Source organism: Aeromonas sp. 9A (assembly GCF_963900955.1).
Taxonomy (GTDB): Bacteria; Pseudomonadota; Gammaproteobacteria; order Enterobacterales; family Aeromonadaceae; genus Aeromonas; species Aeromonas salmonicida.
Map to the genome: position 1 here is coordinate 2,497,519 of NZ_CAWRFG010000001.1, position 22,780 is coordinate 2,520,298.

Annotated in this window: 15 protein-coding genes; 7 read left to right on the forward strand and 8 right to left on the reverse strand. The window is 57.2% G+C overall.

Features of this window, described 5'->3' with window-relative positions; translation table 11 throughout:
• Positions 1 to 10: 10 nt before the first annotated feature.
• Together AACX78_RS11655 and AACX78_RS11660 are read right to left on the reverse strand one after the other, a co-directional pair.
• Positions 11 to 1,933 carry a PrkA family serine protein kinase gene (locus tag AACX78_RS11655; protein ID WP_021138270.1) on the reverse strand — a complete coding sequence of 641 codons (1,923 nt, stop codon included), beginning with the start codon at positions 1,931 to 1,933 and terminating at the stop codon, positions 11 to 13.
• Positions 1,934 to 2,503: 570 nt separating this feature from the next.
• Positions 2,504 to 4,429, reverse strand: coding sequence for a RecQ family ATP-dependent DNA helicase (locus tag AACX78_RS11660; protein WP_159166293.1), 1,926 nt, complete (start codon positions 4,427 to 4,429; stop codon positions 2,504 to 2,506).
• A gap of 338 nt (positions 4,430 to 4,767) precedes the next feature.
• Between AACX78_RS11660 and sstT the strand changes: the two genes are divergently transcribed.
• Positions 4,768 to 6,018, forward strand: coding sequence for a serine/threonine transporter SstT (gene sstT / locus AACX78_RS11665; protein WP_159166294.1), 1,251 nt, complete (start codon positions 4,768 to 4,770; stop codon positions 6,016 to 6,018).
• Positions 6,019 to 6,518: 500 nt separating this feature from the next.
• Here the strand turns inward: sstT and AACX78_RS11670 are convergent, their stop codons facing one another.
• The 3 genes from AACX78_RS11670 to pabB all read right to left on the reverse strand — a co-directional run bounded on the left by AACX78_RS11670 (position 6,519) and on the right by pabB (position 9,980).
• Positions 6,519 to 7,817 carry a serine/threonine transporter gene (locus AACX78_RS11670; protein WP_159166295.1) on the reverse strand — a complete coding sequence of 433 codons (1,299 nt, stop codon included), beginning with the start codon at positions 7,815 to 7,817 and terminating at the stop codon, positions 6,519 to 6,521.
• 216 nt (positions 7,818 to 8,033) lie between these two features.
• Positions 8,034 to 8,600 (reverse strand): CoA pyrophosphatase, encoded by a 567-nt coding sequence (locus AACX78_RS11675; protein WP_099993474.1) that lies wholly within the window; start codon positions 8,598 to 8,600, stop codon positions 8,034 to 8,036.
• 90 nt (positions 8,601 to 8,690) lie between these two features.
• Complete coding sequence (pabB, locus tag AACX78_RS11680; protein ID WP_236556377.1) at positions 8,691 to 9,980, reverse strand: aminodeoxychorismate synthase component I; 1,290 nt, start codon at positions 9,978 to 9,980, stop codon at positions 8,691 to 8,693.
• Between the two features lie 295 nt (positions 9,981 to 10,275).
• Here pabB and AACX78_RS11685 point away from each other — a divergent pair, with 295 nt between their 5' ends.
• Positions 10,276 to 11,799 carry a fumarate hydratase gene (locus AACX78_RS11685; protein WP_159166297.1) on the forward strand — a complete coding sequence of 508 codons (1,524 nt, stop codon included), beginning with the start codon at positions 10,276 to 10,278 and terminating at the stop codon, positions 11,797 to 11,799.
• 291 nt (positions 11,800 to 12,090) lie between these two features.
• Here AACX78_RS11685 and AACX78_RS11690 read toward each other — a convergent pair whose 3' ends face one another.
• Entirely contained in the window at positions 12,091 to 12,582 is a 492-nt protein-coding gene (locus AACX78_RS11690) for a cell division inhibitor SulA (protein ID WP_159166298.1), read from the reverse strand.
• A 23-nt stretch (positions 12,583 to 12,605) separates the two neighbouring features.
• Between AACX78_RS11690 and AACX78_RS11695 the strand changes: the two genes are divergently transcribed.
• The 3 genes from AACX78_RS11695 (at position 12,606) to AACX78_RS11705 (ending at position 15,877) form a co-directional block, all read left to right on the forward strand.
• Positions 12,606 to 12,812 (forward strand): hypothetical protein, encoded by a 207-nt coding sequence (locus AACX78_RS11695; protein WP_159166299.1) that lies wholly within the window; start codon positions 12,606 to 12,608, stop codon positions 12,810 to 12,812.
• A 2-nt stretch (positions 12,813 to 12,814) separates the two neighbouring features.
• Positions 12,815 to 13,012 (forward strand): DUF4250 domain-containing protein, encoded by a 198-nt coding sequence (locus tag AACX78_RS11700; protein WP_005311031.1) that lies wholly within the window; start codon positions 12,815 to 12,817, stop codon positions 13,010 to 13,012.
• A 387-nt stretch (positions 13,013 to 13,399) separates the two neighbouring features.
• On the forward strand, positions 13,400 to 15,877 hold the full coding sequence (locus tag AACX78_RS11705) for a glycogen/starch/alpha-glucan phosphorylase (protein WP_159166300.1): 2,478 nt from the start codon (positions 13,400 to 13,402) through the stop codon (positions 15,875 to 15,877).
• A 65-nt stretch (positions 15,878 to 15,942) separates the two neighbouring features.
• Here the strand turns inward: AACX78_RS11705 and AACX78_RS11710 are convergent, their stop codons facing one another.
• Both AACX78_RS11710 and trxC read right to left on the reverse strand, forming a co-directional pair.
• Positions 15,943 to 17,328 carry an SLC13 family permease gene (locus tag AACX78_RS11710; protein ID WP_159166301.1) on the reverse strand — a complete coding sequence of 462 codons (1,386 nt, stop codon included), beginning with the start codon at positions 17,326 to 17,328 and terminating at the stop codon, positions 15,943 to 15,945.
• Positions 17,329 to 17,486: 158 nt separating this feature from the next.
• Positions 17,487 to 17,921: a thioredoxin TrxC gene (gene trxC, locus AACX78_RS11715; RefSeq protein ID WP_159167513.1), complete on the reverse strand. Its 435-nt coding sequence runs from the start codon at positions 17,919 to 17,921 to the stop codon at positions 17,487 to 17,489.
• 141 nt (positions 17,922 to 18,062) lie between these two features.
• Here trxC and AACX78_RS11720 point away from each other — a divergent pair, with 141 nt between their 5' ends.
• Positions 18,063 to 20,864 (forward strand): response regulator, encoded by a 2,802-nt coding sequence (locus AACX78_RS11720; RefSeq protein WP_159166302.1) that lies wholly within the window; start codon positions 18,063 to 18,065, stop codon positions 20,862 to 20,864.
• Positions 20,865 to 21,005: 141 nt separating this feature from the next.
• Entirely contained in the window at positions 21,006 to 22,742 is a 1,737-nt protein-coding gene (locus AACX78_RS11725; RefSeq protein WP_159166303.1) for an ABC transporter transmembrane domain-containing protein, read from the forward strand.
• Positions 22,743 to 22,780 lie beyond the last annotated feature (38 nt).

Here is a 22,780-nt window from a genome sequence, read left to right on the forward strand (position 1 = left end):
CACGGCAGGGTCAGGATGACTTGCGTACCCTGAGATACCATTCGGAGAGCAGTCGCACCTGTTTGCGGGTGTAGCCTTTCTCCATCATCCGTTCGACAAAGTTATCGTGCTTCTTCTGCTCCTCAGCCGAGGTTTTGCTGTTGAAGGAGATAACCGGCAGCAGCTCTTCCGTGTTGGAGAACATCTTCTTCTCGATCACGGTGCGCAGCTTCTCGTAACTGGTCCAGTTGGGGTTACGGCCTGCATTGTTGGCACGGGCTCGCAGCACGAAGTTGACGATTTCGTTGCGGAAATCTTTCGGGTTGCTGATCCCGGCGGGTTTTTCAATCTTCTCCAGCTCGCTGTTGAGCGACGCGCGGTCAAACAGCTGGCCGGTCTCGGGGTCACGGTACTCCTGATCCTGGATCCAGAAGTCGGCATAGGTGACGTAGCGATCGAAGATGTTCTGGCCGTACTCCGAATAGGATTCGAGGTAGGCGGTCTGGATCTCCTTGCCGATGAACTCCACATAGCGCGGAGTCAGATAACCCTTGATGAACTCAAGGTAGCGATCGTGCAGCTCCTGCGGGAACTGTTCGCGCTCTATCTGCTGCTCCAGCACATAGAAAAGGTGTACCGGGTTGGCCGCCACTTCCGCGTGGTCGAAGTTGAAAACGCGAGAGAGGATCTTGAACGCAAAACGGGTGGAGAGACCATTCATGCCCTCATCCACACCGGCGTAGTCACGGTACTCCTGATAGCTCTTGGCCTTGGGATCCGTGTCTTTCAGGCTCTCGCCATCATAGACCCGCATCTTGGAGTAGAGGCTGGAGTTTTCCGGCTCTTTCAGACGCGAGAGGACGGAGAACTGACCCAGCAGTTCCAGTGTGCCCGGGGCACATTTGGCATCGGTCAGTTCGCTGTTGATCAGCAGTTTTTCGTAGATCTTCACCTCTTCCGAGACACGCAGGCAGTAAGGCACCTTGACGATATAGACCCGGTCGAGGAAGGCCTCGTTGTTCTTGTTGTTACGGAACTGCTGCCACTCTGATTCGTTGGAGTGAGCCAGCAATATGCCGTCGAAGGGCAGGGCGGAGAGCCCCTCTGTGCCGTTGTAGTTGCCTTCCTGGGTCGCGGTCAGCAGAGGATGCAGCACCTTGATGGGTGCCTTGAACATCTCCACGAACTCCATGATCCCCTGGTTCGCCTTGCACAGCGCTCCTGAGTAGGAGTAAGCATCTGCATCATCCTGGGCATAATGCTCCAGCATGCGGATGTCGACTTTGCCGACCAGAGAGGAGATATCCTGGTTGTTGTCATCACCGGGTTCTGTCTTGGCGATGGCAATCTGATCGAGGATGGATGGGTTGACCTTCTCTACCTTGAACTTGGAGATGTCGCCACCGAACTCGTGCAGCCGCTTGGCCACCCAGGGTGACATGATGGGGCGTAGATAGCGGCGCGGTATGCCGTACTCTTTTTCCAGCAGCTCGCCATCCTCTTCGATGTCGAACAGACAGAAGGGGTGGTCATTGACCGGTGAGCCCTTGATGCGATAGACAGGCACTTTTTGCATCAAGGATTTGAGCTTCTCAGCCAGAGAGGATTTGCCGCCGCCAACCGGTCCCAGCAGATAGAGGATCTGCTTCTTCTCTTCCAGCCCCTGGGCCGAGTGCTTGAGGTAGGAGACGATCTGCTCGATGGCCTCTTCCATGCCGTAGAAATCTTTGAAGGCGGGATAGCGTGCAACGACGCGGTTGGAAAAAAGGCGACTGAGTCTGGGATTGACCGAAGTATCGATCATTTCCGGCTCGCCGATGGCGACCAGCAAGCGTTCGGCAGCGGAGGCGTAGCAGGCTTTGTCCTGCTTACACATATCCAGAAATTCCTGGATGCTGTACTCCTCTTCCCTGGCTTTCTCGTATCGCTGTTGATAATGCTCGAAGATGCCCATAACTTTGCCCTCGTTATAGTCGCTTACCCTGAAAAGAGTGGATCACTACTTTTGTTCTGTTTACCTCATTAAGCCTAGTCAACAGCACCCAGTAATCCATCACCATCTATTGGTTTAAATTTGCAAGGGTACTTCCCGATCCTGATGCGGGAAGGCGCAATCAGTGACACACCTATGTTACTGACTGTTAAATTATTTTTGCCACGATAGTGAGGTAAATGTCAAAGAGATAAAAAATAAATGTTTGCCAGAAAATGGAAAGGACAACGCATTGTTCGGGTCAGTTGGCTGTAACGCAGACGGGGCAAGGGAAGAAGGAAAATCGAATGGAAATGGTTGTTACGTTTACGTCAGCGGAATGATGCTTGTTTGGTGTTTAAGCTCTAATTTTTACATTGACGCTACATTTTTGCTGCTCTAGATTGGCCCTGTGTCGGCAGCCATCGCTTTAGCAAGAGAGTGATGGCTGCTGATACAAAGCTCTGTTTAAGCACGTTTCCGTTGGCTTGACCCTCGCATATGCGAGGGTCTTATTTTTTTCAGCGGGTTGTAGATGTGCACTGGCATGAATCAGTTGTCAGGGGTGGGGTAGAGCCGTGATACCGCTGCCAGCACCTCAGCGAAGGGATGCGCCGCCAGCTGGCCAAATCCAGCCAGGCTTTTTGCCTTGACCCGGGTGGTCAGTGGCGTGGCGATACCGCACAGAAAACGGGTCAGAATGCGAGGATGGCTGGTGTGGCACAAGGCTATCAGGGGATCGCACCAGGCACGCAACCCCTTTTCGTTGGGCAGGGTGAGGGTCGGCAATGGCGGCAGTATGGCAACCTCGCCACGGCAGACGGAGCAGTGCCCGCATTTGCTGGGTGCCTGCTCGTCGGCAAAATATCGGGCCAGCTCCTGACTCAGGCAGTGGCTTGATGTAAAAAAGGCCAGCAAGGCCTGCAGCCGAGCCAGTTCACTCAACTCCTTCTTTTCGAACAGGGCATAGAGCTCGTCTGCCAATGCATTGATATCAACATCTTGACGCAGCACCCGATAGACATCGGTCATCTGCTTGCTCTCCAGCTCTATCCAGCCCTGTTGTTGCAGATAATCCAGGGCTGCTGCCGCACGGTGCCGTTCCCCCTGATAACCCTGCCAGAGGGCATCAAAGTCCATGGTGCACCAGCTGCGCGCCTGCGGTGCACAGGCAAACAGCTGCTCCAGAAACTGGCGTCGGTCGGGATTGAAACGGGTCAGGATCTCGGCCTTGTCCAGCACGAACTTGAAGCGATATTCGGCGAAGTAGCTGTAGGCTGGCATGATGACACCTGCCATTTCCAGATAGACCAGCAGGGTCTTGAGCGGCAACTGACGTATGTTGGTGTCGTTGGAGAGACGCAGCAGACCAAACTCCCACTCGCTGCCACTTTGCGACAGGATCTCGAGCAGCGTCACTATGGCGGCGCGATCGGGCGTATCCCCGTACACGAAGTTTTCCAGCACGGGGAGCTGTGCGCGATTGGCCAGCACTATGCAGCGGGAAGGGTGTCCATCCCGCCCGGCACGGCCAATTTCCTGACTGTAGTTTTCGATGGATTTGGGCAAGTCATAGTGGATGACCCGGCGAATGTCCGCCTTGTCGATCCCCATGCCAAAGGCGATGGTGGCGACAATGCAGTCCACTTTGCCAGCCATGAAGTCATGCTGGATCTGGCTGCGCAGGGGCGAGTCGAGCCCGGCGTGATAGGCACTTGCCCTGATCCCTGCCCGCAGCAGCAGGTCGGCACAATGCTGCGCCGTGTGTTGCAAGGTGACATAGACGATGGTGGGGGCAGTGGGCTCTCGTCGTACTTCTGCTTGCAGCCAGTCATCACGCGCCTCGGCGGGCAGCGGCACGACCGTCAGATCCAGGTTGGCGCGATAAAAACCGGTGACGACCAGTCCCTCATCCTCGATGTCGAATTTGGCCTGCATGTCGGCCATGACAGCCGGGGTGGCGGTCGCGGTCAGCAGCAATACCTGAGGGATCTTCAGCTCACGGCGATAAGCCGGCAGCTTGAGGTAGTCGGGTCGAAAGTTGTGGCCCCACTCCGAGATACAGTGCGCTTCATCCACCACCAGCATCGACAGCGGCACCTGCTGGATGAAGCGACGAAAGCGTTCGTTCTTGAGCCGCTCCACCGAGATCATCAGGATCTTGAGCTGACCGTCACTGACCTGCTGCATCACGCGGCGGCTCTCCTCCGGCGTCAGGCTCGAATCCAGGGTAGCTGCGGCGATCCCCTTGCTGTGCAAGAAGGCGAGCTGGTCGTGCATCAGCGCGATCAGGGGGGAGATCACCAGGGTCAGGTGGGGCAGGGCGAGTCCTGGCAGTTGATAACAGAGAGACTTGCCGGAGCCGGTGGGGAAGATGGCTGCCGCACTCTGGCCTGCCAGCAACCGGTTGATCACCGCCTCCTGACCGGGCCTTAACTGGTCGAAGCCGAAGTGGCGGGTCAAGAGGGATGAGATCATGGCAAGGACTCCAGCGCAAAACTGCCATGATATCACTGCCGGGGAATGTCTGAACGGCCCTTTAGGGGAAAACAGCATCCATTTGGATGATGTTGATATTGCGTTATCGCATTGTTGTAGTTTTTTTGTGAGGTAAACCGGATATTTTTCAGTGATTATGTGGAAAAAAGCGATTGCAGATGGGATATTCCTTGTCCGTAACCCCGTGTGTTTCCGGACTGGCTCAATAGAAGGCTTGCCGGGGCAGACGACGCCAGCCTGTGACATGGGTGTCGCCTGGTGTAGTGGTTGCCAACAGGACTAATGATTCACGCACTTCGGTGCTCAGGGACTATTTGATGACACAACAACACCCCCTCATGAGACTGGTCAACAGCACCAGTCTGGTAAGCCAGATCCTGGTCGGTCTGGTATTCGGTATCCTCCTTGCCATGTTCATGCCCGAATGGGCCAAAGCAGTCGGTCTGCTCGGCAGCCTGTTTGTCGGTGCACTGAAGGCGGTCGCGCCGCTGCTGGTATTCGTGCTGGTGATGGCGGCGATCATCGGCCACAAGCAGGGCCAGAAAACCAATATTCGCCCGCTGCTGGCCCTCTACCTGTTCGGTACCTTCGCCGCGGCCCTGGTGGCGGTGATTGCCAGCTTCCTGTTCCCCACCACCCTGCATCTGGTGGCCAACACGGCGGACATCACGCCGCCAGGGGGCATCACAGAGGTATTGCAAACCTTGCTGTTCAACATAGTGACCAACCCGGTCAAGGCGCTGATGGATGCGAACTATATTGGCATTCTGGCCTGGGCCATCGGCCTGGGCATCGCCATGCGTCACGCCAATGACAGCAGCAAGGCCCTGATCACCGACCTGTCCCACGGTGTCTCTGCCATCGTCAAGGTAGTGATCCGCTGCGCGCCCCTCGGTATTCTGGGGCTGGTGGCATCCACTCTGGCCGAAACCGGCTTCGATGCCTTGTTCGGTTACGCCCAGTTACTGCTGGTGCTGATTGGTTGCATGCTGTTCATCGCCTTGGTGGTCAACCCGCTCATCGTGTTCTGGAAGATCAGACGCAATCCCTATCCGCTGGTGCTGACCTGCCTCAAAGAGAGCGGCGTGACCGCCTTTTTCACTCGCAGCTCCGCCGCCAACATCCCGGTCAACATGGCGCTGTGTGAAAAACTGCGTCTGCCGGAAGATACCTATGCGGTCTCCATTCCGCTGGGCGCCACCATCAACATGGCCGGCGCCGCTATCACCATTACCGTGCTTGCCATGGCGGCGGTGCACACACTGGGGATGGAAGTGGATCTGGCTACCGCTGTGCTGCTCTCTGTGGTGGCCACCATCAGTGCCTGTGGCGCCTCCGGTGTGGCTGGTGGCTCTTTGCTGCTGATACCGCTGGCGTGCAGCCTGTTTGGCATCGGCAACGACATCGCCATGCAGGTCGTTGCCGTGGGCTTCATCATAGGTGTGTTGCAAGATTCTGCCGAGACAGCCCTCAACAGCTCCACCGACGTGCTGTTCACCGCAGCTGCCTGTATGGCCGAAGATGAAACCCTGCTGGATCCCGCGCCGCTGCCAAGCCGCGAAGCCTGATAGTCAGCTTCATCAAACCATTGAAAACGCCCTCTTGTGAGGGCGTTTTTTTATGTGTGCTATCGCTGGCCGAGTGCATCAGGATATGAGATCCCTTCAATGGGATGGATGCGTGTGGGCTGAAGGTCATGGCGTAAACAGGGGCCAGCTTGCCAACAGACATACCCGCCGGATGGGCTTGCTGTCAGCCGCTTCCCATGTCCGGCCAGCATACGACAACCGGGATCCTGTCATGAAAGGAGCAAGGAGTGTGGCTGGGGTGTTCAAGGGAGACAAGCTGCGTGCCGGCCAGGCAATGCGATGAGAGTTGGCCGAGCCGTGCTTCTCGAAGACGCCGGCTGAGCCGAGTCCCGCATCGCCAAGGGCTGGGTCTATTGCGTTCGTGGATAGCGGCATTGCCGCTGGAGAGTGCGGTTTACCATTGGAGGAATGGGGTATTTGTGCATAAAAAATGCCCGCCATCACTGGCGGGCATTTGCTTTACCGTTATGGTCTGGTGATTAGCCAAACAGCTGGTAAAGGATGGCGGAGATGGCAATGGTACCCATCAGAGCAACAAACGCGTTGCTGATGTGTCCCTGGTATTTCGCCATGGCTGGCACGCGTTTGATGGCGTACATCGGCATGATGAACAGAATGGTGGCGATGATGGGGCCACCCAGAGATTCAATCATGCCAAGGATGGAGGGGTTGGCAATGGCCGTGCCCCACAGGGTGAGGACGAAGAAGGCGATGATGAACATCTCCACCTTCTTGTGGTTCGGCTCTTTGCCGGATTTGCGCATGTTTTGGACGATCATCCCTTTCAGGCCTTCACGGGCACCCAGGTAGTGGCCAAAGAAGGAGGATACGATGGCGACAAACGCAACCAGCGGACCGAAGTAGGAGATGAGGGGGCTTGCGTGCTGGTTCGCCAGATAGGAGAGCACGGCAATGTTCTGTGACTTGGCTTCTGCCAGCTGGGCCGGGGTCAGGCTCATGACGCAGGAGAAGACGAAGAACATCACGAAGCCCAGCAGTATGGTGGCAGTGCGCTTGAGAATGGCATCGGACTTCTCGACCGCATGTTCGCCATGATCACGACGCTGGGCCAAAGAGAAGCTGGAGATGGCAGGGCTGTGGTTGAAGGAGAACACCAGTACCGGGATGGTCAGCCACAAGGTAGTGGCGAAATCCTTGGCAGACGGCACCTGGGACAGGGCGGCACCCGTCCAGTCAGGGATCAGGTAGAAGGAGATACCCACCAGGATGGCGATGAGCGGGTAGACCAGGAACTCGGTGACCTTCAGCATCAGCTTCTCGCCGGCCAGCATCACAGACATCATGCCCATGATCAGCACGATGGAGAGGATCCAGCGCGGAGGGGCAGCCATCTGCAACTGGTTGACCATGAAGCTTTCGACCGTGTTGGTGATACCGACACCGTAGATCAGCACTATGGGGTAGATGGCAAAGAAGTAGAGCAGGGTGATTAATTTACCGGCGCCCACCCCGAAATGCTCTTCCACTACTTCGGTGATGTCGGCATTGGGTCGCTTGGACGAAAGTACAAAACGGGCCAGGCCACGGTGGGCCAGATAGGTCATGGGACCGACCAGCAGCGCCATGACCACCAGTGGCCAGAAGCCACCCATGCCAGCGTTGATGGGCAGAAACAGGATACCCGCGCCGACGGCAGTGCCGAACAGGCTGATAACCCAGGTAGAGTCTTGTTTGCTCCAACCGCGAGATTGGATTGAGCTCGTTCCTTGCTCCTGTGCGCCTGCAACGTCCTGTGCGCCTGTGACTGTATTTGACATGTGTCTCACCCCGAATGTGTGTTTTTTGTTGAGTCGGCGCAAGGATACGGTTTTTTTAATCAAAAATGTTGATCAAATTCACCTTTGCGAGGGATAAACCCTCACACTTTTATAGAAATGTGATCGAAATAATAAAAAATCAATTTTTTTTTAGAAATCTATACGTTAGTTTATTGTTAACGCGCAAATATTGCACTGGAATATGTTTTCAAGATGTTACATAGCAAGTTGGTGGGATAGCTGGCGGATCATGCTGGCAGTCGCCCCCCAGATGAAGTGATCCTGCCAGGGTATCCAGTAGATGGTGTGCAGCTGATTGGCCCTTGGAATGGTCAGGGCTATGTGGTGGCGTGGATCCAGCAGATGATGGAGTGGTACTTCAAAGGCCTGAGCCACTTCATCCTGGCTCAAGGTGAGCTGATAATCGGCGGCAACCAGCCCCAGCACCGGCAACACATCGTATTGGGAAATGGTGTTGAGGGGGGCCAGGGTACCGATGATCTCGACCTGAGCCGGTATGATGCCCAGCTCCTCCCAGGTCTCCCGTAATGCCGTGTGGATCAGGGTGTGATCGCCCGGATCCTGCCGCCCGCCAGGGAAGCTTATCTGCCCCGCGTGATGTCGCAGGTGTGCGCTGCGGCGGGTCAGCAGCAGTTGCAAGCCGTCGGCCCGCTCCACCAGCGGCAGCAAGACGGCAGCAGGTTTGAGCCCTGCCACCGTCAGGCGATGGGCGGGGGCAGGGCGTTGCAGTAAAAAGCGGGTCAGCAGTTCGGCGCGGTCCATCTTGTTTATTCTCTCGAATCGTCTCTCAATCCTGCGCTTGGGCCTCTTTCATGGTCACTCCGTTATCCATTCTGTCAGCTTCTCAGCTTCTCAGCTTCTCAGCTTATCCAGCAACGGCAGTATGCGGGCCACCTTGTCATAGGTTTCCTGATATTCACTGTCCACATCGGAGTCGGCGATGACACCGCCCCCGGCCCAGCAGTGCAGTTGGCCGTCTGCCGCTATCAGAGTGCGAATGCAGATGCTGGTGTCCATCCGGCCATGCTGGCTCAGATAGCCGATGCTGCCACAGTAAGCGTTGCGGCGCTGGGGCTCCAGCTCCTCGATGATCTCCATGGCCCTGATCTTGGGGGCGCCGGTGATGGAACCGCCCGGGAAACAGGCGCGCAGCAGATCCACCGCCTGCCAGCGGTTATCCAGCTCGCCGTGGATGGTGGACACCAGATGATGCACCGCCGGGAACGACTCCACGGCAAACAGGCTGGGCACGCTGACGGAGCCAGGACGGCTCACCCTGCCGATATCGTTACGCAGCAGATCCACGATCATCAGATTCTCTGATCTGTCCTTGTCGGCGCCAGCCAGTTCGAGGGCGCTGGCCTGATCTTGCTGCGGATCGGCGAGTCGGGGGCGGGTACCCTTGATGGGCTTGGTTTCGATATGGCGATCATCAAGCAGCAGAAACCGCTCGGGGGAGAGGCTTAGAATGGCGCTCTGTGGCAGGCGAACAAAGGCCGAAAACGGAGCCCGGTTGGCGCGGGACAACACCTGATAAGCCTGCCACTCATCGCCGCAATAGGCGGCGCTGAAGCGCTGGGTCAGGTTGATTTGATAACAGTCCCCGGCACTCAGGTAAGCCTGTACCCGCGCAAATTTCTCGCCGTACTCGGCGCGGCTCATGTTGCTGCGCCACTCGCTCTGCAGGGCAAATGGCGGTGTTGGCATCTCGTGCTGTGCGGCCAGCCACTGCAGCCGGTGATGGAGGCCTGCTTCATCGCCCCAATGCACCAGCTGCCAGGTGCCGCTTGCTACGTTGCGCAGCAGGGCCCAGTCATAGATGCCGACTGCTATGTCCGGGACGGACACATCCTGTGCGGCCTGTGTCGGCAATCGCTCGAAGCGACGGCCAAGATCATAGCCAAACAGCCCGAGGGCGCCGCCAATAAAGGGCAATTCGTCACAGTGCGGTGCTTTCTCGCCCAGCAGATCCCGTTGCCATTGTGCCAGCAGGGTCAGGGGATCAGTGTCAAACGACAGACACTGTTCGCCCCGGGTTATCCAGGTCAGTGGCCCCTCTGTCTGCAGGGTTGCCAGCGGGTCGGCGCTGATGATGTCAAAGCGGTTGTCCGCTCCCTGCGGGCCGGCCGATTCGAGCAACATGGCCCAGGGCTGATGATGTAGACGGGCAAACAACGCATGCAGCGCTGTCTGGTGATCAAAGTGGTGGATATGAAGAGTTGGTTTCATTTTTTGTTACACAGGCAACAGTTTGCACCCTGCTCCCTAGCCGGTATGGGGGGGCAAGCGTATCATAGGCATCGGAATTTTTAGAACAAACACGCCGTTGTCTATCGGGCCGACAGGCATATCGCCTGACACTATGACACCGAAGCACGGCTCATATGGAAGCCCTTGCTCTGCCACCACGGCGGAGACAAGGACCAGTGAGGATGATATGAGCATCATTAAAAAACAGGATTTTATCGATTCCGTCGCCGACGCCCTGCAGTACATCTCCTACTATCACCCCCTTGATTTCGTCCATGCCGCCAAGGCTGCCTATGACCGTGAGGTCAACCCGGCCGCCAAGGATGCCCTGGCCCAGATCCTGATCAATTCCCGCATGTCAGCCGAAGGGCATCGTCCCCTGTGCCAGGATACCGGTATCGTTACCTGCTTCGTCAAGATAGGCATGCAGGTGCAGTGGGACAGCGACATGACGGTGCAGGAGATGGTGGATGAGGGGACGCGCCGTGCCTACACCAATCCGGACAACCCGCTGCGCGCCTCCGTGCTGGCCGACCCGGCCGGCAGCCGCAAGAACACCAAGGATAACGCCCCTGCTGTCGTGCATATCGACATGATCCCGGGCAACAAGGTGGAAGTGAGCATAGCGGCCAAGGGCGGCGGCTCCGAGAACAAATCCAAGATGGTGATGCTCAACCCATCCGACGATGTCGTCGAGTGGGTACTGAAAACAGTGCCGACCATGGGCGCCGGCTGGTGCCCGCCCGGCATGCTGGGCATCGGCATTGGTGGCACCGCCGAGAAGGCGGCCGTGCTGGCCAAGGAAGCCTTGATGGAGCACATCGACATTCAGGAGCTGATCGCCCGTGGTCCCAAGACCACCGAAGAGAAGCTGCGGGTCGAACTCTATGACAAGGTCAACAAGCTCGGGATCGGTGCCCAGGGTCTGGGCGGCCTCACCACAGTGCTGGACGTGAAGGTCAAGAGTGCCCCGACCCATGCCGCCTCCAAGCCGGTGGTGATGATCCCCAACTGTGCGGCCACCCGCCACGTCCACTTCGAGCTGGATGGCTCGGGGCCGGCCGAGTTGACCCCGCCGAAACTGGCCGATTGGCCGGAGATCACCCGCGAAGCCGGTGCCAATGTGCGCCGTGTCAATGTTGACGGTATCACCAAGGCGGAGCTTGCCAGCTGGAAGAGCGGCGACACAGTACTCCTCTCCGGCAAGATCCTTACCGGTCGCGATGCAGCCCACAAGCGCATTGCCGACATGTTGAAAAATGGCGAGGGTCTGCCGGAAGGGGTCGATTTCACCAACCGTTTCATCTATTACGTTGGTCCGGTCGATGCAGTTCGTGACGAAGTGGTTGGCCCTGCCGGCCCCACGACGTCCACCCGAATGGACAAGTTCACCGACATGATGCTGGGGGAAACCGGTCTCATCGGCATGATCGGCAAGTCAGAGCGTGGCCCCAAAACTGTCGAGAGTATCAAGCAGCATAAAGCCGTTTATCTGATGGCCGTAGGGGGCGCAGCCTACCTGGTCGCCAAGGCGATCAAGAAGTCGCGGGTGGTGGCTTTTGCCGACTTGGGCATGGAAGCCATCTACGAGTTCGAGGTGGAGGATATGCCAGTGACGGTGGCTGTCGATTCTCAAGGCAACAATATCCACGAGACAGGCCCGGCCTACTGGTCGGCCAAGATTGCCGAGCTGGATGGCAAGCTCTTCTGATAGTCGTGTTGAGCCAGGGCCAAGGATACTCGTATCATTCCTGTGGGGTGGCACGAGCAAACGACCAGGCCGTCTGTGACATTGGGTGACAGCGTAAAAAGGCGACCTTAGGGTCGCCTTTTTCTATCGTCCCGCAGGTTGGCGTTGGTACTGGTGTAGGTGCACAGACCAGACGGGTCACTTCTGCTTGGTCACTCTTCTATTGCCCTTTTCTGGCGCTCTTGCCTGATCCCTTATCCCCTTGTTCCATTTCTTCACGGCGCTCTCGAGTCTCCAGGCTGTTCTGGACCATCAGTGGTTGAGATAGACATCCTGTCCGCCGTAGGCCAGCGGGCCGCTGTGCACGGGGAGTAGCGTTCCCGCAGGCTCGAAAAAGCGGGTCAGCACCCCTAAGCGTTGCCCCAGTTTGCTCAGCTTGACGCGATCCAGCGAAACCTGTGCAGGCAGCCAGGTCAAGACGGCTGCGCAGTGACCATTGCCCAGACTCTGCTCCAGCATTCGCTGCCAGTTTTTGATCTTGGGGCTGTGCACCACCAGCACCCGAGCGGGGTTGATCCCCTGAGCCTGCAGCTGTTTGGCCACTGGCAGGCCTGGCGGGGCAATCAGCAGGATCCAGCCCGTGTCGCCATGGCTCAGCCTCACCAGCTCGTCGAGCAATGGCCGCTCATCGCTGGCAGGTGCGGTGTAGCTCGCTTCTTCCACCTTGCTTTGATGGCGGGTTGGCCAGGGATTGCTCATGCTGACAGACGCGGCGAAAGGGAGGTGACTCATGGGCTGGCTCATATGTTCTTCCTGTATGGATAACCATGCTGTATGCGCATACAGTAGTTGCAACTCAGGTCAGTGACAAGCCATTTATGGCCAAAAATGTGATCAAGCTGGCAGGGGCTGAACTCATGTTGTTGATTGTAAGAGATATTTTATTATTACCAGGGTGCTTGTTTTTTAGGCTGTGGACAAAGCGGGAGGTGGCGCCCATGGTTATACAGTATCTGGATGAAGAGGAGAGATGAAGATGGACGTCAGTACCTTGCAACGGCTGGATGCCAATATCCTGCTCGGGATCATCAATGAAAAGCTGCGACTGGAGTGTGATGGCCTGGAGGAGCTACTGGCTTATTACGACATGACGGAGGATCAACTGGCGACCCGGTTAATGCAGATAGGCTATCACTACGACCCCATGAGCAATCAGTTCAAGGCCCATGGTTGAAGGGGAGTCGATCGTCGTCATCGGGGTGCCAATCTTGCTTTATGAACAGCGCACATTGAAATCGTTTTCAATGTGCGCTGAATTTTCAGCTATTTTCATGGATTTTCAGTACTTGGCAATGATTGAAAACCTATTCACGGATTTATATTTTCATTTATTTGTTAAGTTGCTGATTTTAAATGAAATAATCGTCACTGATTAATAAGTTTCAGGAAAGGGTTTTCAAGCTTGAACTGTCATTTCTATACGTTAAAGTGTGACTTGCGTTAACTTTTAAACTATCGGCTTTAGCTAGTATGCCCACGCCGGAACATATTCTGAGATAACAACAGCACCGGTCCCTGATGGGATAACAATTTTATTATTCTGTAACGAAGGAAATGGTTTATGGCTACCAAGAAGAAGACAGACCAGGATCTCCAACTGGATAAAGATCAGCTCAAGGCGAGTATCGTGCGTCACCTGCGTTCTACCTTGGGTACAAGCGAACAGAAAGCCTCGCCAGAAGCGTGGTGGAAAGCAACCGCAGCCGCCGTCAACGAACAGGTGTACGAGCGCCTGACCCGTACTCAGCAGACTCACTTCAAGAAAGATACTCGTGCGATTCACTATCTCTCTGCTGAATTTCTGATGGGGCGTTTGACCTCCAACAACCTGCACAACCTCTCCCTGTACAAAGTGTGTGAAGAGGCGCTGGGTGAACTCGGTCTGGAACTGACCGATTTGTGTGAACAAGAGCCGGACATGGCGCTCGGCAACGGTGGCCTTGGCCGCCTGGCTGCCTGCTTCATCGACTCCCTTGCCACCCTGAACTACCCGGCTGTCGGTTATGGCATCCATTACGAGCACGGCCTGTTCCGTCAGGAGATTAAGGATGGTCGTCAGATCGAACGCCCGGACTCCTGGCGTGAATATGGCAATCCCTGGGAGATCTGCCGCCCGGAATCCGTGCAGGAGATCCCGCTCTACGGCTATGTGGAAACCGTGTTCGGCGACAAGGGTGGCCTGAAGAAGGTATGGCACGCAGGCCGCAAGATCAAAGGGGTGCCTTGGGATATCCCTGTGGTGGGCTTTGGCGGTCACACCGTCAATATCCTGCGTCTGTGGGAATCCCGCGCCTCCGAGTTTTTCGACTGGGACGTGTTCAACGCCGGTGGTTACATCGATTCCCAGGCTGAAAAAGCCCAGGCCGAAACCATCTCCAAGGTGCTCTACCCGAATGATGAAACCGATGCGGGCAAAGAGCTGCGCCTGATCCAGCAGTACTTCTTCTGTGCCTGCTCCATCAAGGACATCATGCGCCGCTACAAGCGGGTGCATGGCAGTGACTTCAGCAATTTTGCCGCGCAAATTGCCATTCAGCTCAACGATACCCACCCGACCGTGGCTATCCCTGAGCTGATGCGGGTGCTGGTGGATGAGGAAGACTTGAACTGGGATGCCGCCTGGGCCATCTGCTATCGGGTCTTCTCCTACACCAACCATACCCTGCTGCCGGAAGCGCTGGAGAAGTGGTCTGTCAGCCTGTTTGAGAAGGTGCTGCCCCGTCACCTGGAAGTCATTTACGAGATCAATGCCCGCTTCCTGAGCGATCTGGTCGAACCCAAGTGGCCAGGCAACGATGCCATCAAGGCCAAGCTCTCCATCATCGAAGAAGGGGATGTACGCAAGGTGCGCATGGGCAACCTGTGCGTGATCGGTTCGTCCAAGGTGAACGGTGTGGCCGAGATCCACTCCAAGCTGGTGAAAGAGGATCTCTTCCCCGAGTTCGCCGAGCTGTGGCCAGAGAAGATGTGCAACGTTACCAACGGCGTGACCCCCCGTCGCTGGCTGCTGGCCTGCAACCCAGAGCTGGCCGAGCTCTATAACGAAGTGGTGGGCAAAGAGTGGCCGCTGCAGCTCGACAAGCTGCGCGCCGTCACCAAGTTTGCCGACGACAAGGCATTCCAGCAGCAGTTCATGACCATCAAGCGTCATAACAAGGAGAAACTGGTCAAGGTCATCAAGGCCGAAACCGGCATCGATGTGAGTGCCGAGGCGATCTTCGACGTCCAGATCAAGCGTCTGCACGAGTACAAGCGCCAACAGCTGAACCTCATCCATATCATGGCGCTCTACCGTCGTCTGCTGGCGAATCCTGACTATGACATGCACCCGCGCGTGTTCATCTTCGGCTCCAAGGCGGCGCCCGGTTACAAGCTGGCCAAGGATATCATCTACGCCATCAACAAGCTGGCGGAGCGGGTCAACAACGATGCTCGCATCCAGGGCAAGCTGAAAGTGGTGTTCATGCCGAACTACCGCGTGAGTCTGGCCGAGAAGCTGATCCCGGCGGCCGATGTCTCCGAGCAGATCTCCACTGCCGGTTACGAAGCCTCCGGTACCGGCAACATGAAGATGGCACTGAACGGCGCCATCACCATAGGCACGCTGGATGGGGCCAATATCGAGATCGCGGAAGAGGCGGGTGCCGAAAACTGCGCCATCTTCGGTCTGAACGTGGATGAGGTGAAGTCTCTGAAGGCGCGCGGCTACAACCCGTACGATTTCTACTATGCCAACTCCGAGCTCAAGGCCGTACTGGATTGGTTCGACACCGACTATTTCACGCCGGGCAAGCCAGGGGAACTCTCCTCCATCAAGCGCTCCTTGCTGGAAGGGGGCGATCCCTACCTGACCCTGGCCGATTTTGCTTCCTACTCCGATGCGCACAAGCTCATCGATACCTGGTACCGGGATCCGGCGCTGTGGGCGAAGAAGGCCATCATCAATTCGGCTACCATGGGCAAGTTCAACTCGGACCGTTCCATCCAGGACTACGTGGATCGGATATGGAACCTGAAGAGCTGCAACATACAAGGTTGATAACTTCTTGATATGAAAAAGCCCTCGCAATGCGAGGGCTTTTTGTTTCAAGGGCCACTTGGGGATCAGAGAATGTCGCCAACAAAGTAGGCCAGGACCGCCAGTAGAATGACGAAGACAATGTTGAGGGCCATCCCGGCCTTCATCATCTCCTTCTGGCGAATATGACCGCTGGCGAAGACGATGGCGTTGGGTGGGGTGGCAACCGGCAGCATGAAAGCGCAGGAAGCACCTATGGCGATCAACACGGCCATGACGACAGGAGAAACCCCCAGCGCTTCGGCAACACCGGCAAACAGCGGGATGAGCAGGGCGGCGGTGGCGGTGTTGGAGACCAGTTCGGTCAGGAACACCACGAATGCCGCCAGCATCAGCAGAATGATGAAGATATTGGCATCGGCCAATACGGCCGACAGGTGACTGGCCAGGAAGGCACTGGTACCGGTTGCCTTGAGAATGGCACTCAGGGTCAGGCCACCACCGAACAGCATCAGCACGCCCCAGTCGGTGTTCTGATTGATGTCATCCCAGCTGGCGACCCGGCTGACGGCGATGGCAATGATGGCACCCATGGCGATCAGGGTGTCAAATTGCGGGATGCCCCCCAGTGCCTTGGCAATGGGTTGAGAGCCGATCCAGAGTACGACCGTAGTCAGGAAGATAGCCAGGGTTACCTTGCGCTCGCGGGTCCAGTTGATGGTGACATCCTGGATCTCCACTCTGTGGTTGAGCTGCGGACGCGTCACCAGATAGAGCAGGGCAATGCCGCAAGGCATCAGGATCAGCACCACAGGCACACCAAACTTCATCCAGTCGGTAAAGCCAATTCCCATCTGGGCGGCGGCGATGGCATTGGGTGGGCTGCCGACCAGGGTGCCGATGCCGCCTATGCTGGCGCTATAGGCGATACCCAGCAGCACGAAGACGAAGGTGGCACGATCCTGCTGGCTGTCGAGACGTGTCAGCATGCCAATGGCCAGCGGCAGCATCATGGCGGTGGTTGCCGTGTTGCTGATCCACATGGACATGGCCGCCGTGATGGTAAACAGCAGTATGACACCCCAACCCAGATGGCCATTGGCCAGGTGCATTACCTTGCCTGCCATCAGGGTATCCAGCCCCTGCTTGGAGAGGGCGGCTGCGAGGGCGAAACCGCCGAAGAACAGGAACAGGATGGGGTTGGCAAAGTCGGTAAGGGATTTGCCCATGTCAAACACCCCGAGCACTGTGGCCAGCAGGGGCACCAGCAGCGCCGTGATGGTGACGTGCAGGGCTTCGGTCAGCCAGAGAATGGCGATGAAGACCAGGATCCCCAGCCCCTTGTTGACCATGGGATCAAACGGCAGCCAGGCCAGCATGGCACAGAGCAACAGCACATCCAGGATGACAATCCCGGATTTGATGTCCAGCCAGCGAGATGGAGTAGTCGAGGGTACAGCCGATGTGTGCATATTGTTCTCTCGGTTAATTTATGGTTGTTGTTGTGTTGCCGAGATTACAATTATTCCCCTGTTTGAAACAGGGGAAAGTCGTCAAACCATGCCGGGACTCACAGAGTCAAATCGGCAAGAAACACTTAAAAAACAAAAATTAAACAATTATTTATCATTCAAGGCTGAATGACGGAGGTCATCCACTCCTTGAACAGGCTCTTGGGCAGAGAGCCGCTGCGTTGTGCCACCATCTTGCCCTGCTTGAATATCATCAGGGTGGGAATGCTGCGGATGGCGTAACGGGCTGCGATGGCAGCTTGTTGTTCCGTGTCGACTTTGACAAAACGGAAGTTGGGCTCAAGCTCGCTGGCAACTTGCTGAAAAATTGGTGAAAATTGTAAGCATGGTCCGCACCAGCTGGCCCAGAAGTCCACCACGACAGGAAGGTCGGATTGGATCAGGGTATCGAATTGATCCTCACGGCCGATGACAGGGGTGGTGCCAAACAGCGAGGACTTGCAGCGGCCACATTTCGCATTTGAATCCATTTTTTCGGCGGGCAGGCGGTTTCTGGTGAAGCAATGGCTACAATAGGTAGTGATAAATGACATAATTGATTCCTGTAAGCATAAGCCCTGCAACATCTTTATTGCACTGACAGGGCAGAGTAACGGTAACATAGCAGTCAGTTATCTTTCACAGCCAGTGGTCCGTTGGCGGATACACGGTCATGACATGAGAATCGAGACGGGATGAATAATGTGACACGGGTCAATCGTGTTGTCCTGAGCCTGATCATCGTCGCGCTGCTGGCGTTTGCCGGCTATTGCTGGCAACTGCTCAGCCAGCAACACAAGGCCTCCGAGCTGAGTGTGGCAGCGGAATTGATCCTCAATCGGGTCAATACCGACACTATTTATCTGCTGGGACGCGAGAAAGCCAATGATGGCAATGTACAGCAGCGCCTCAACCAGTTGTCGAGCAACCTGGACAGCTTCGTGCGCCAGGTGCGCAACGATCCGGATACGGCCGATAGTCCCAACTCCCAATCCCTGCTGCACGATATCGACAGCTACCTGCTGGACCTGGCCAAGCTCTACTCCATGGAGATGGCCATCCAGTATATAGAGCAGCCTTTTCAGAAGCAGCTCAATGCCTTGCTGGCCACCCTGCCGGCCAGCTCTGCGCTGGCCATTGATCTGGTCGAACTGGCGCAGCTCAGCCACTACCTCAAGCGCAGCTGGGACAGGGGCGAGCAACGGCAACTGCAAGCGCTGCAGCAACGACTCAAGACCGCCTATCCCGAGTATCCCCAGGTGGCCGGGCTTGCCCAGTTGAGCGAGGACGTCAGCCGTCAGGTGGTGGATTACCATGTGTTGCGCAACCAGGTCATCGACATGCATGAGCTGGATGGCTTGTCGGTCTGGAAACAAAGCAAAATGGAGCAAGCCTCCTCCCTCAAGAGCCGTTTCTACCTGATGGTGCTCGCGGGTGCCATGGTTTGCTTCGTGCTGGTAGCGGTGACCCTGTGGCGTCGTAACCAGAAGTTGAGCGAGCTGTCACGCCAGACCGGCTTGCTGGCGCAGGCAAAAAGCGATTTTCTGGCCAACATGAGCCACGAGATCCGCACCCCCATGAATGCCATCATAGGTTTCAGTTCCCTGGCGCTGCAAACCGAGCTGGATCAGCAGCAGCGGGATTACCTCAGCAAGATCAAGTCTTCGTCAGATACCTTGCTGCTGCTCATCAACGACATTCTGGACTTGACCAAGGTGGAGTCCGGCAAGCTGACCCTGGAAGAGATCGATTTTGACTTGAGCGAGCAGATAGATTCACTCGCCGGCATGTTTGCCGATCTGGCCGAGCGCAAGCAGGTCGAGGTCATCATCAACAAGTCCCCGGCCGTGCCCGATTTCCTGCGCGGCGATCCGCTGCGCCTGGGCCAGGTACTGGTCAATCTGGTCAACAACGCCATCAAGTTTACCGAGCGGGGCGAGGTGGAAGTGGCCATCACCCTGGTCAACCAGCATCCCATGCGGGTGCGTTTCAGCGTGCGGGATACCGGGATCGGGATCGCCGAGGAGAAGCAGGACCAGCTGTTCCAGCCTTTTACCCAGCTGGAGGCGGGCAACACCCGTAAATATGGCGGCTCAGGCCTTGGCCTCAATATCTCCCAGCGTCTGGTCGAACTGATGGGCGGGCAGATCACTGTGCAGAGCAAGCCGGGGTCCGGCTCTGTGTTCCAGTTCGAGATCCCCATGACCAAGGCGGTGTACGGGGTATCGGGCCGCCGGGTCTTTTTCGAGCATCAGCCGCTCATTCTGGTGATGGATGACAATGAACTGGTGCTGGACCTGGCCAAGGATATTCTCGGCCGGGCCGGTGTCCGGGTCGTGGCCGTCAACAGCCTCTCCCGGGCGCGTCAGGTGCTGCGGGAAGAGGGGCAGAATATCCGTCTGGCCATTCTGGACTGGCGCATGGGACAGGAGGATGGCCTGGATCTGGCCCTCGAGATGTACCAGCACAGCCAGTGGCGGCGACTGCCAATCCTGATGACCAGTGCCTGGGCCAAGGAGGGGCTGCACGGGCGGATGGAGAGCATGGGCCTGACCCACTTTCTGCCCAAGCCCATGACCGAGAATTCCCTGCTGGCCAAGGTGGATGAGTTGCTCAATGGCAGCTCCCATGATCATCAGGTCCGCCAGGCGGAAGCCCAGGGCGATCAGCAGCACTTTCGTGAACTGCTGCAAGGTGTCCGGGTCTTGCTGGCGGAGGACAACAGAGTCAACCAGCAACTCATTATCGAGTATCTGCGCCGGATCGATGCCGTGGTAACCGTGGTAGGTAACGGGCGCGAGGCGGTCGAACGGGTAGCCGAGCAGCCTTTTGACGTCATCCTGATGGATTTGCAGATGCCGGTACTCGATGGGTTGGATGCGACCCGCCAGATCCGCAAGATGGTCGACAAGCATGACGTGCCCATCATAGCGCTGACGGCCAGCGCCATGCCCGGTGACAGGGAGCGTTGCCTCGGTGTCGGTATGAACGGGTATGTCACCAAGCCGGTCAGCAAGCTGGATCTCTACAACAACCTGTTGCAGTGGGTGAAGAGCGCCAGCGGCGAGCGCCGGATCCCGTTGGAGGTGAAACCCCCTGATCTGATGGGAGTACTGGATCTGGAAGATGCCCTCAAACGGCTGGAGCAAGACAAGGAGGCGCTGCAGATCCTGTTCAAGCTGTTCATGTCTGAGCACAAGGATGATCTGTGGGAGATCCGCTCCGCCCTGCGTCGCCAGCAACCCGAAGTGGCCTGTCGTCTGTTGCATACCCTGAAGGGGGTGTCCGCCAATATCTCCGCTGCTCGCCTGCAGATCATGGCCGGTGATTTGGAGTGGCGACTGCGCCAGCAAGAGGAGTTGACCGAGCCGGATCTGGAGCAGCTGCAACAGGTATTCAGCCAGACCCGGGAGGAGGTGTCTCACTTTCTGCTGACCGGAGAGCAGCATGAGTCACCATACAGCCCCGTGGGGCAGCGAGATGATCGCTTATTGTAGGGAGACAAATAGCAATAATTCTCAAGCCAGTCACTTCAGGCTATCATGACCCTCTCGTATCGCCCCCTTCTGGGGGCGATTGCATTACGTTTCCCCGTGACGGGCGGCAGCCTTGGGCTGGCCGCGACAAAGGACATCTACGTGAGCGTATTCTCAAGGCTGGGCTGGTTCTTCAAGGAGCAGTGGCGGCGTTATCTGATCGCCATCTCCTTGCTGATGATGGTGGCACTGTTGACCGTGATCCCGCCCAAAGTGGTTGGTTGGGTGGTGGATGGCATCGCCAAAGGGTCTCTCGACAACGACACCCTGATGGGCTATCTGGCGGGGCTGTTTGTGCTCGGTCTGCTCATTTATCTGCTGCGCTACGTATGGCGGGTCATGTTGTTTGGTGCCTCCTACCGGCTTGCCTATGTGCTGCGCAACCGACTGTTCAGCCACTTCACCCGCATGAGCCCCGATTTTTACCAGCGCCACCGCACCGGCGATCTGATGGCTCACGCCACCAACGATATCCAGGCGGTGGAGATGACAGCCGGGGAAGGGGTGCTGACCCTGGTGGACTCCATCATAGTCGGGGTGCTGGTGCTCTCCATCATGTGCAGCCAGTACTCCTGGCAGCTGACCCTGCTCTCCCTGCTGCCCCTGCCTGTGATGGCATTCTTCATGAACCGCTTCGGCACCCAGATCTACAAGGAGTTCAAGGCGGCGCAGGGGGCCTTCTCCCGTCTCAACAACAAGACCCAGGAGGCACTCTCCGGCGTGCGAGTGCTCAAGTCCTATGCGGTTGAATCCCTGGAAGACCAGGGCTTTGCCGAACTGACCCGACAGGCGGGGGCGTGCAACATGGCGGTGGCCCGCATCGATGCCAAGTTCGACCCCGTCATCTACCTCTGTATCGGGTGCTCCTACTTTCTCGCGGTTGCCGGTGGCAGCGTGCTAGTGGTACGTGACGAGCTGACGCTGGGGGAGCTCACCAGTTTCACCATGTATCTGGGTCAGCTCATCTGGCCCATGTTTGCCATCGCCTGGCTGTTCAACATCATAGAGCGGGGCAGCGCCGCCTATTCACGCATCGAGAGCATGCTGGCCGAGCGCAGCGACATCGAAGAGCCGACGGAGCCGGCGGCGTTTGTCTCTCCCTTCCCGCTCCAGGCCAAGGGGGTGAGCTATCAGCTGGAGCAGCGCACCTTGCTGCGCCATATCGATTTCAATCTCCAAAGCGGCGGCATGCTGGGGATCGTCGGGCGCACCGGGGCTGGCAAGAGCTCGCTGCTCAAGCTGTTGATGCGCCTTGTCAATCCCACGTCTGGTGAGCTCACCATGGGCGCCGTGCCCATAGCGCAGCTGGCCCTTGGCGATCTGCGCGGCCAGTTTGCCTATGTGCCCCAGGAGCCGTTTTTGTTCTCCACCACCATAGCGGCCAACATCGCCCTTGGCCGGCCCGATGCTAGCCAGGAGGAGATAGAGCGGGTGGCGCGCATCGCCTGTGTGCACGATGACATCTGCCGCTTCCCCAAGGGCTATGAGACCGAAGTGGGGGAGAAGGGTGTGACCCTCTCCGGTGGTCAGAAACAGCGACTTTCCATTGCCCGCGCCCTGCTGTTGGCGGCGCCAATCCTGGTGCTGGATGATGCCTTGTCGGCGGTGGATGCTCATACCGAGCAGCAGATACTGCAAGCGCTCAAGGCCCATAGACGCACGCTGATCCTGGTCAGTCATCGCATGACGGCAGTGGAGCAGGCCGACGAAATCCTGGTGCTGGAGCAGGGCCACATCAGTGAGCGGGGCCGCCATGGCGTCCTGATGGCCCACAACGGCTGGTATGCAGACATGGTTCGTTACCAGCGACTGGAACAAGATGTAGAGGAGAGTTTGTGAACCCGACCATTGAATGGCGACTGACTGCCTGGTTGCGC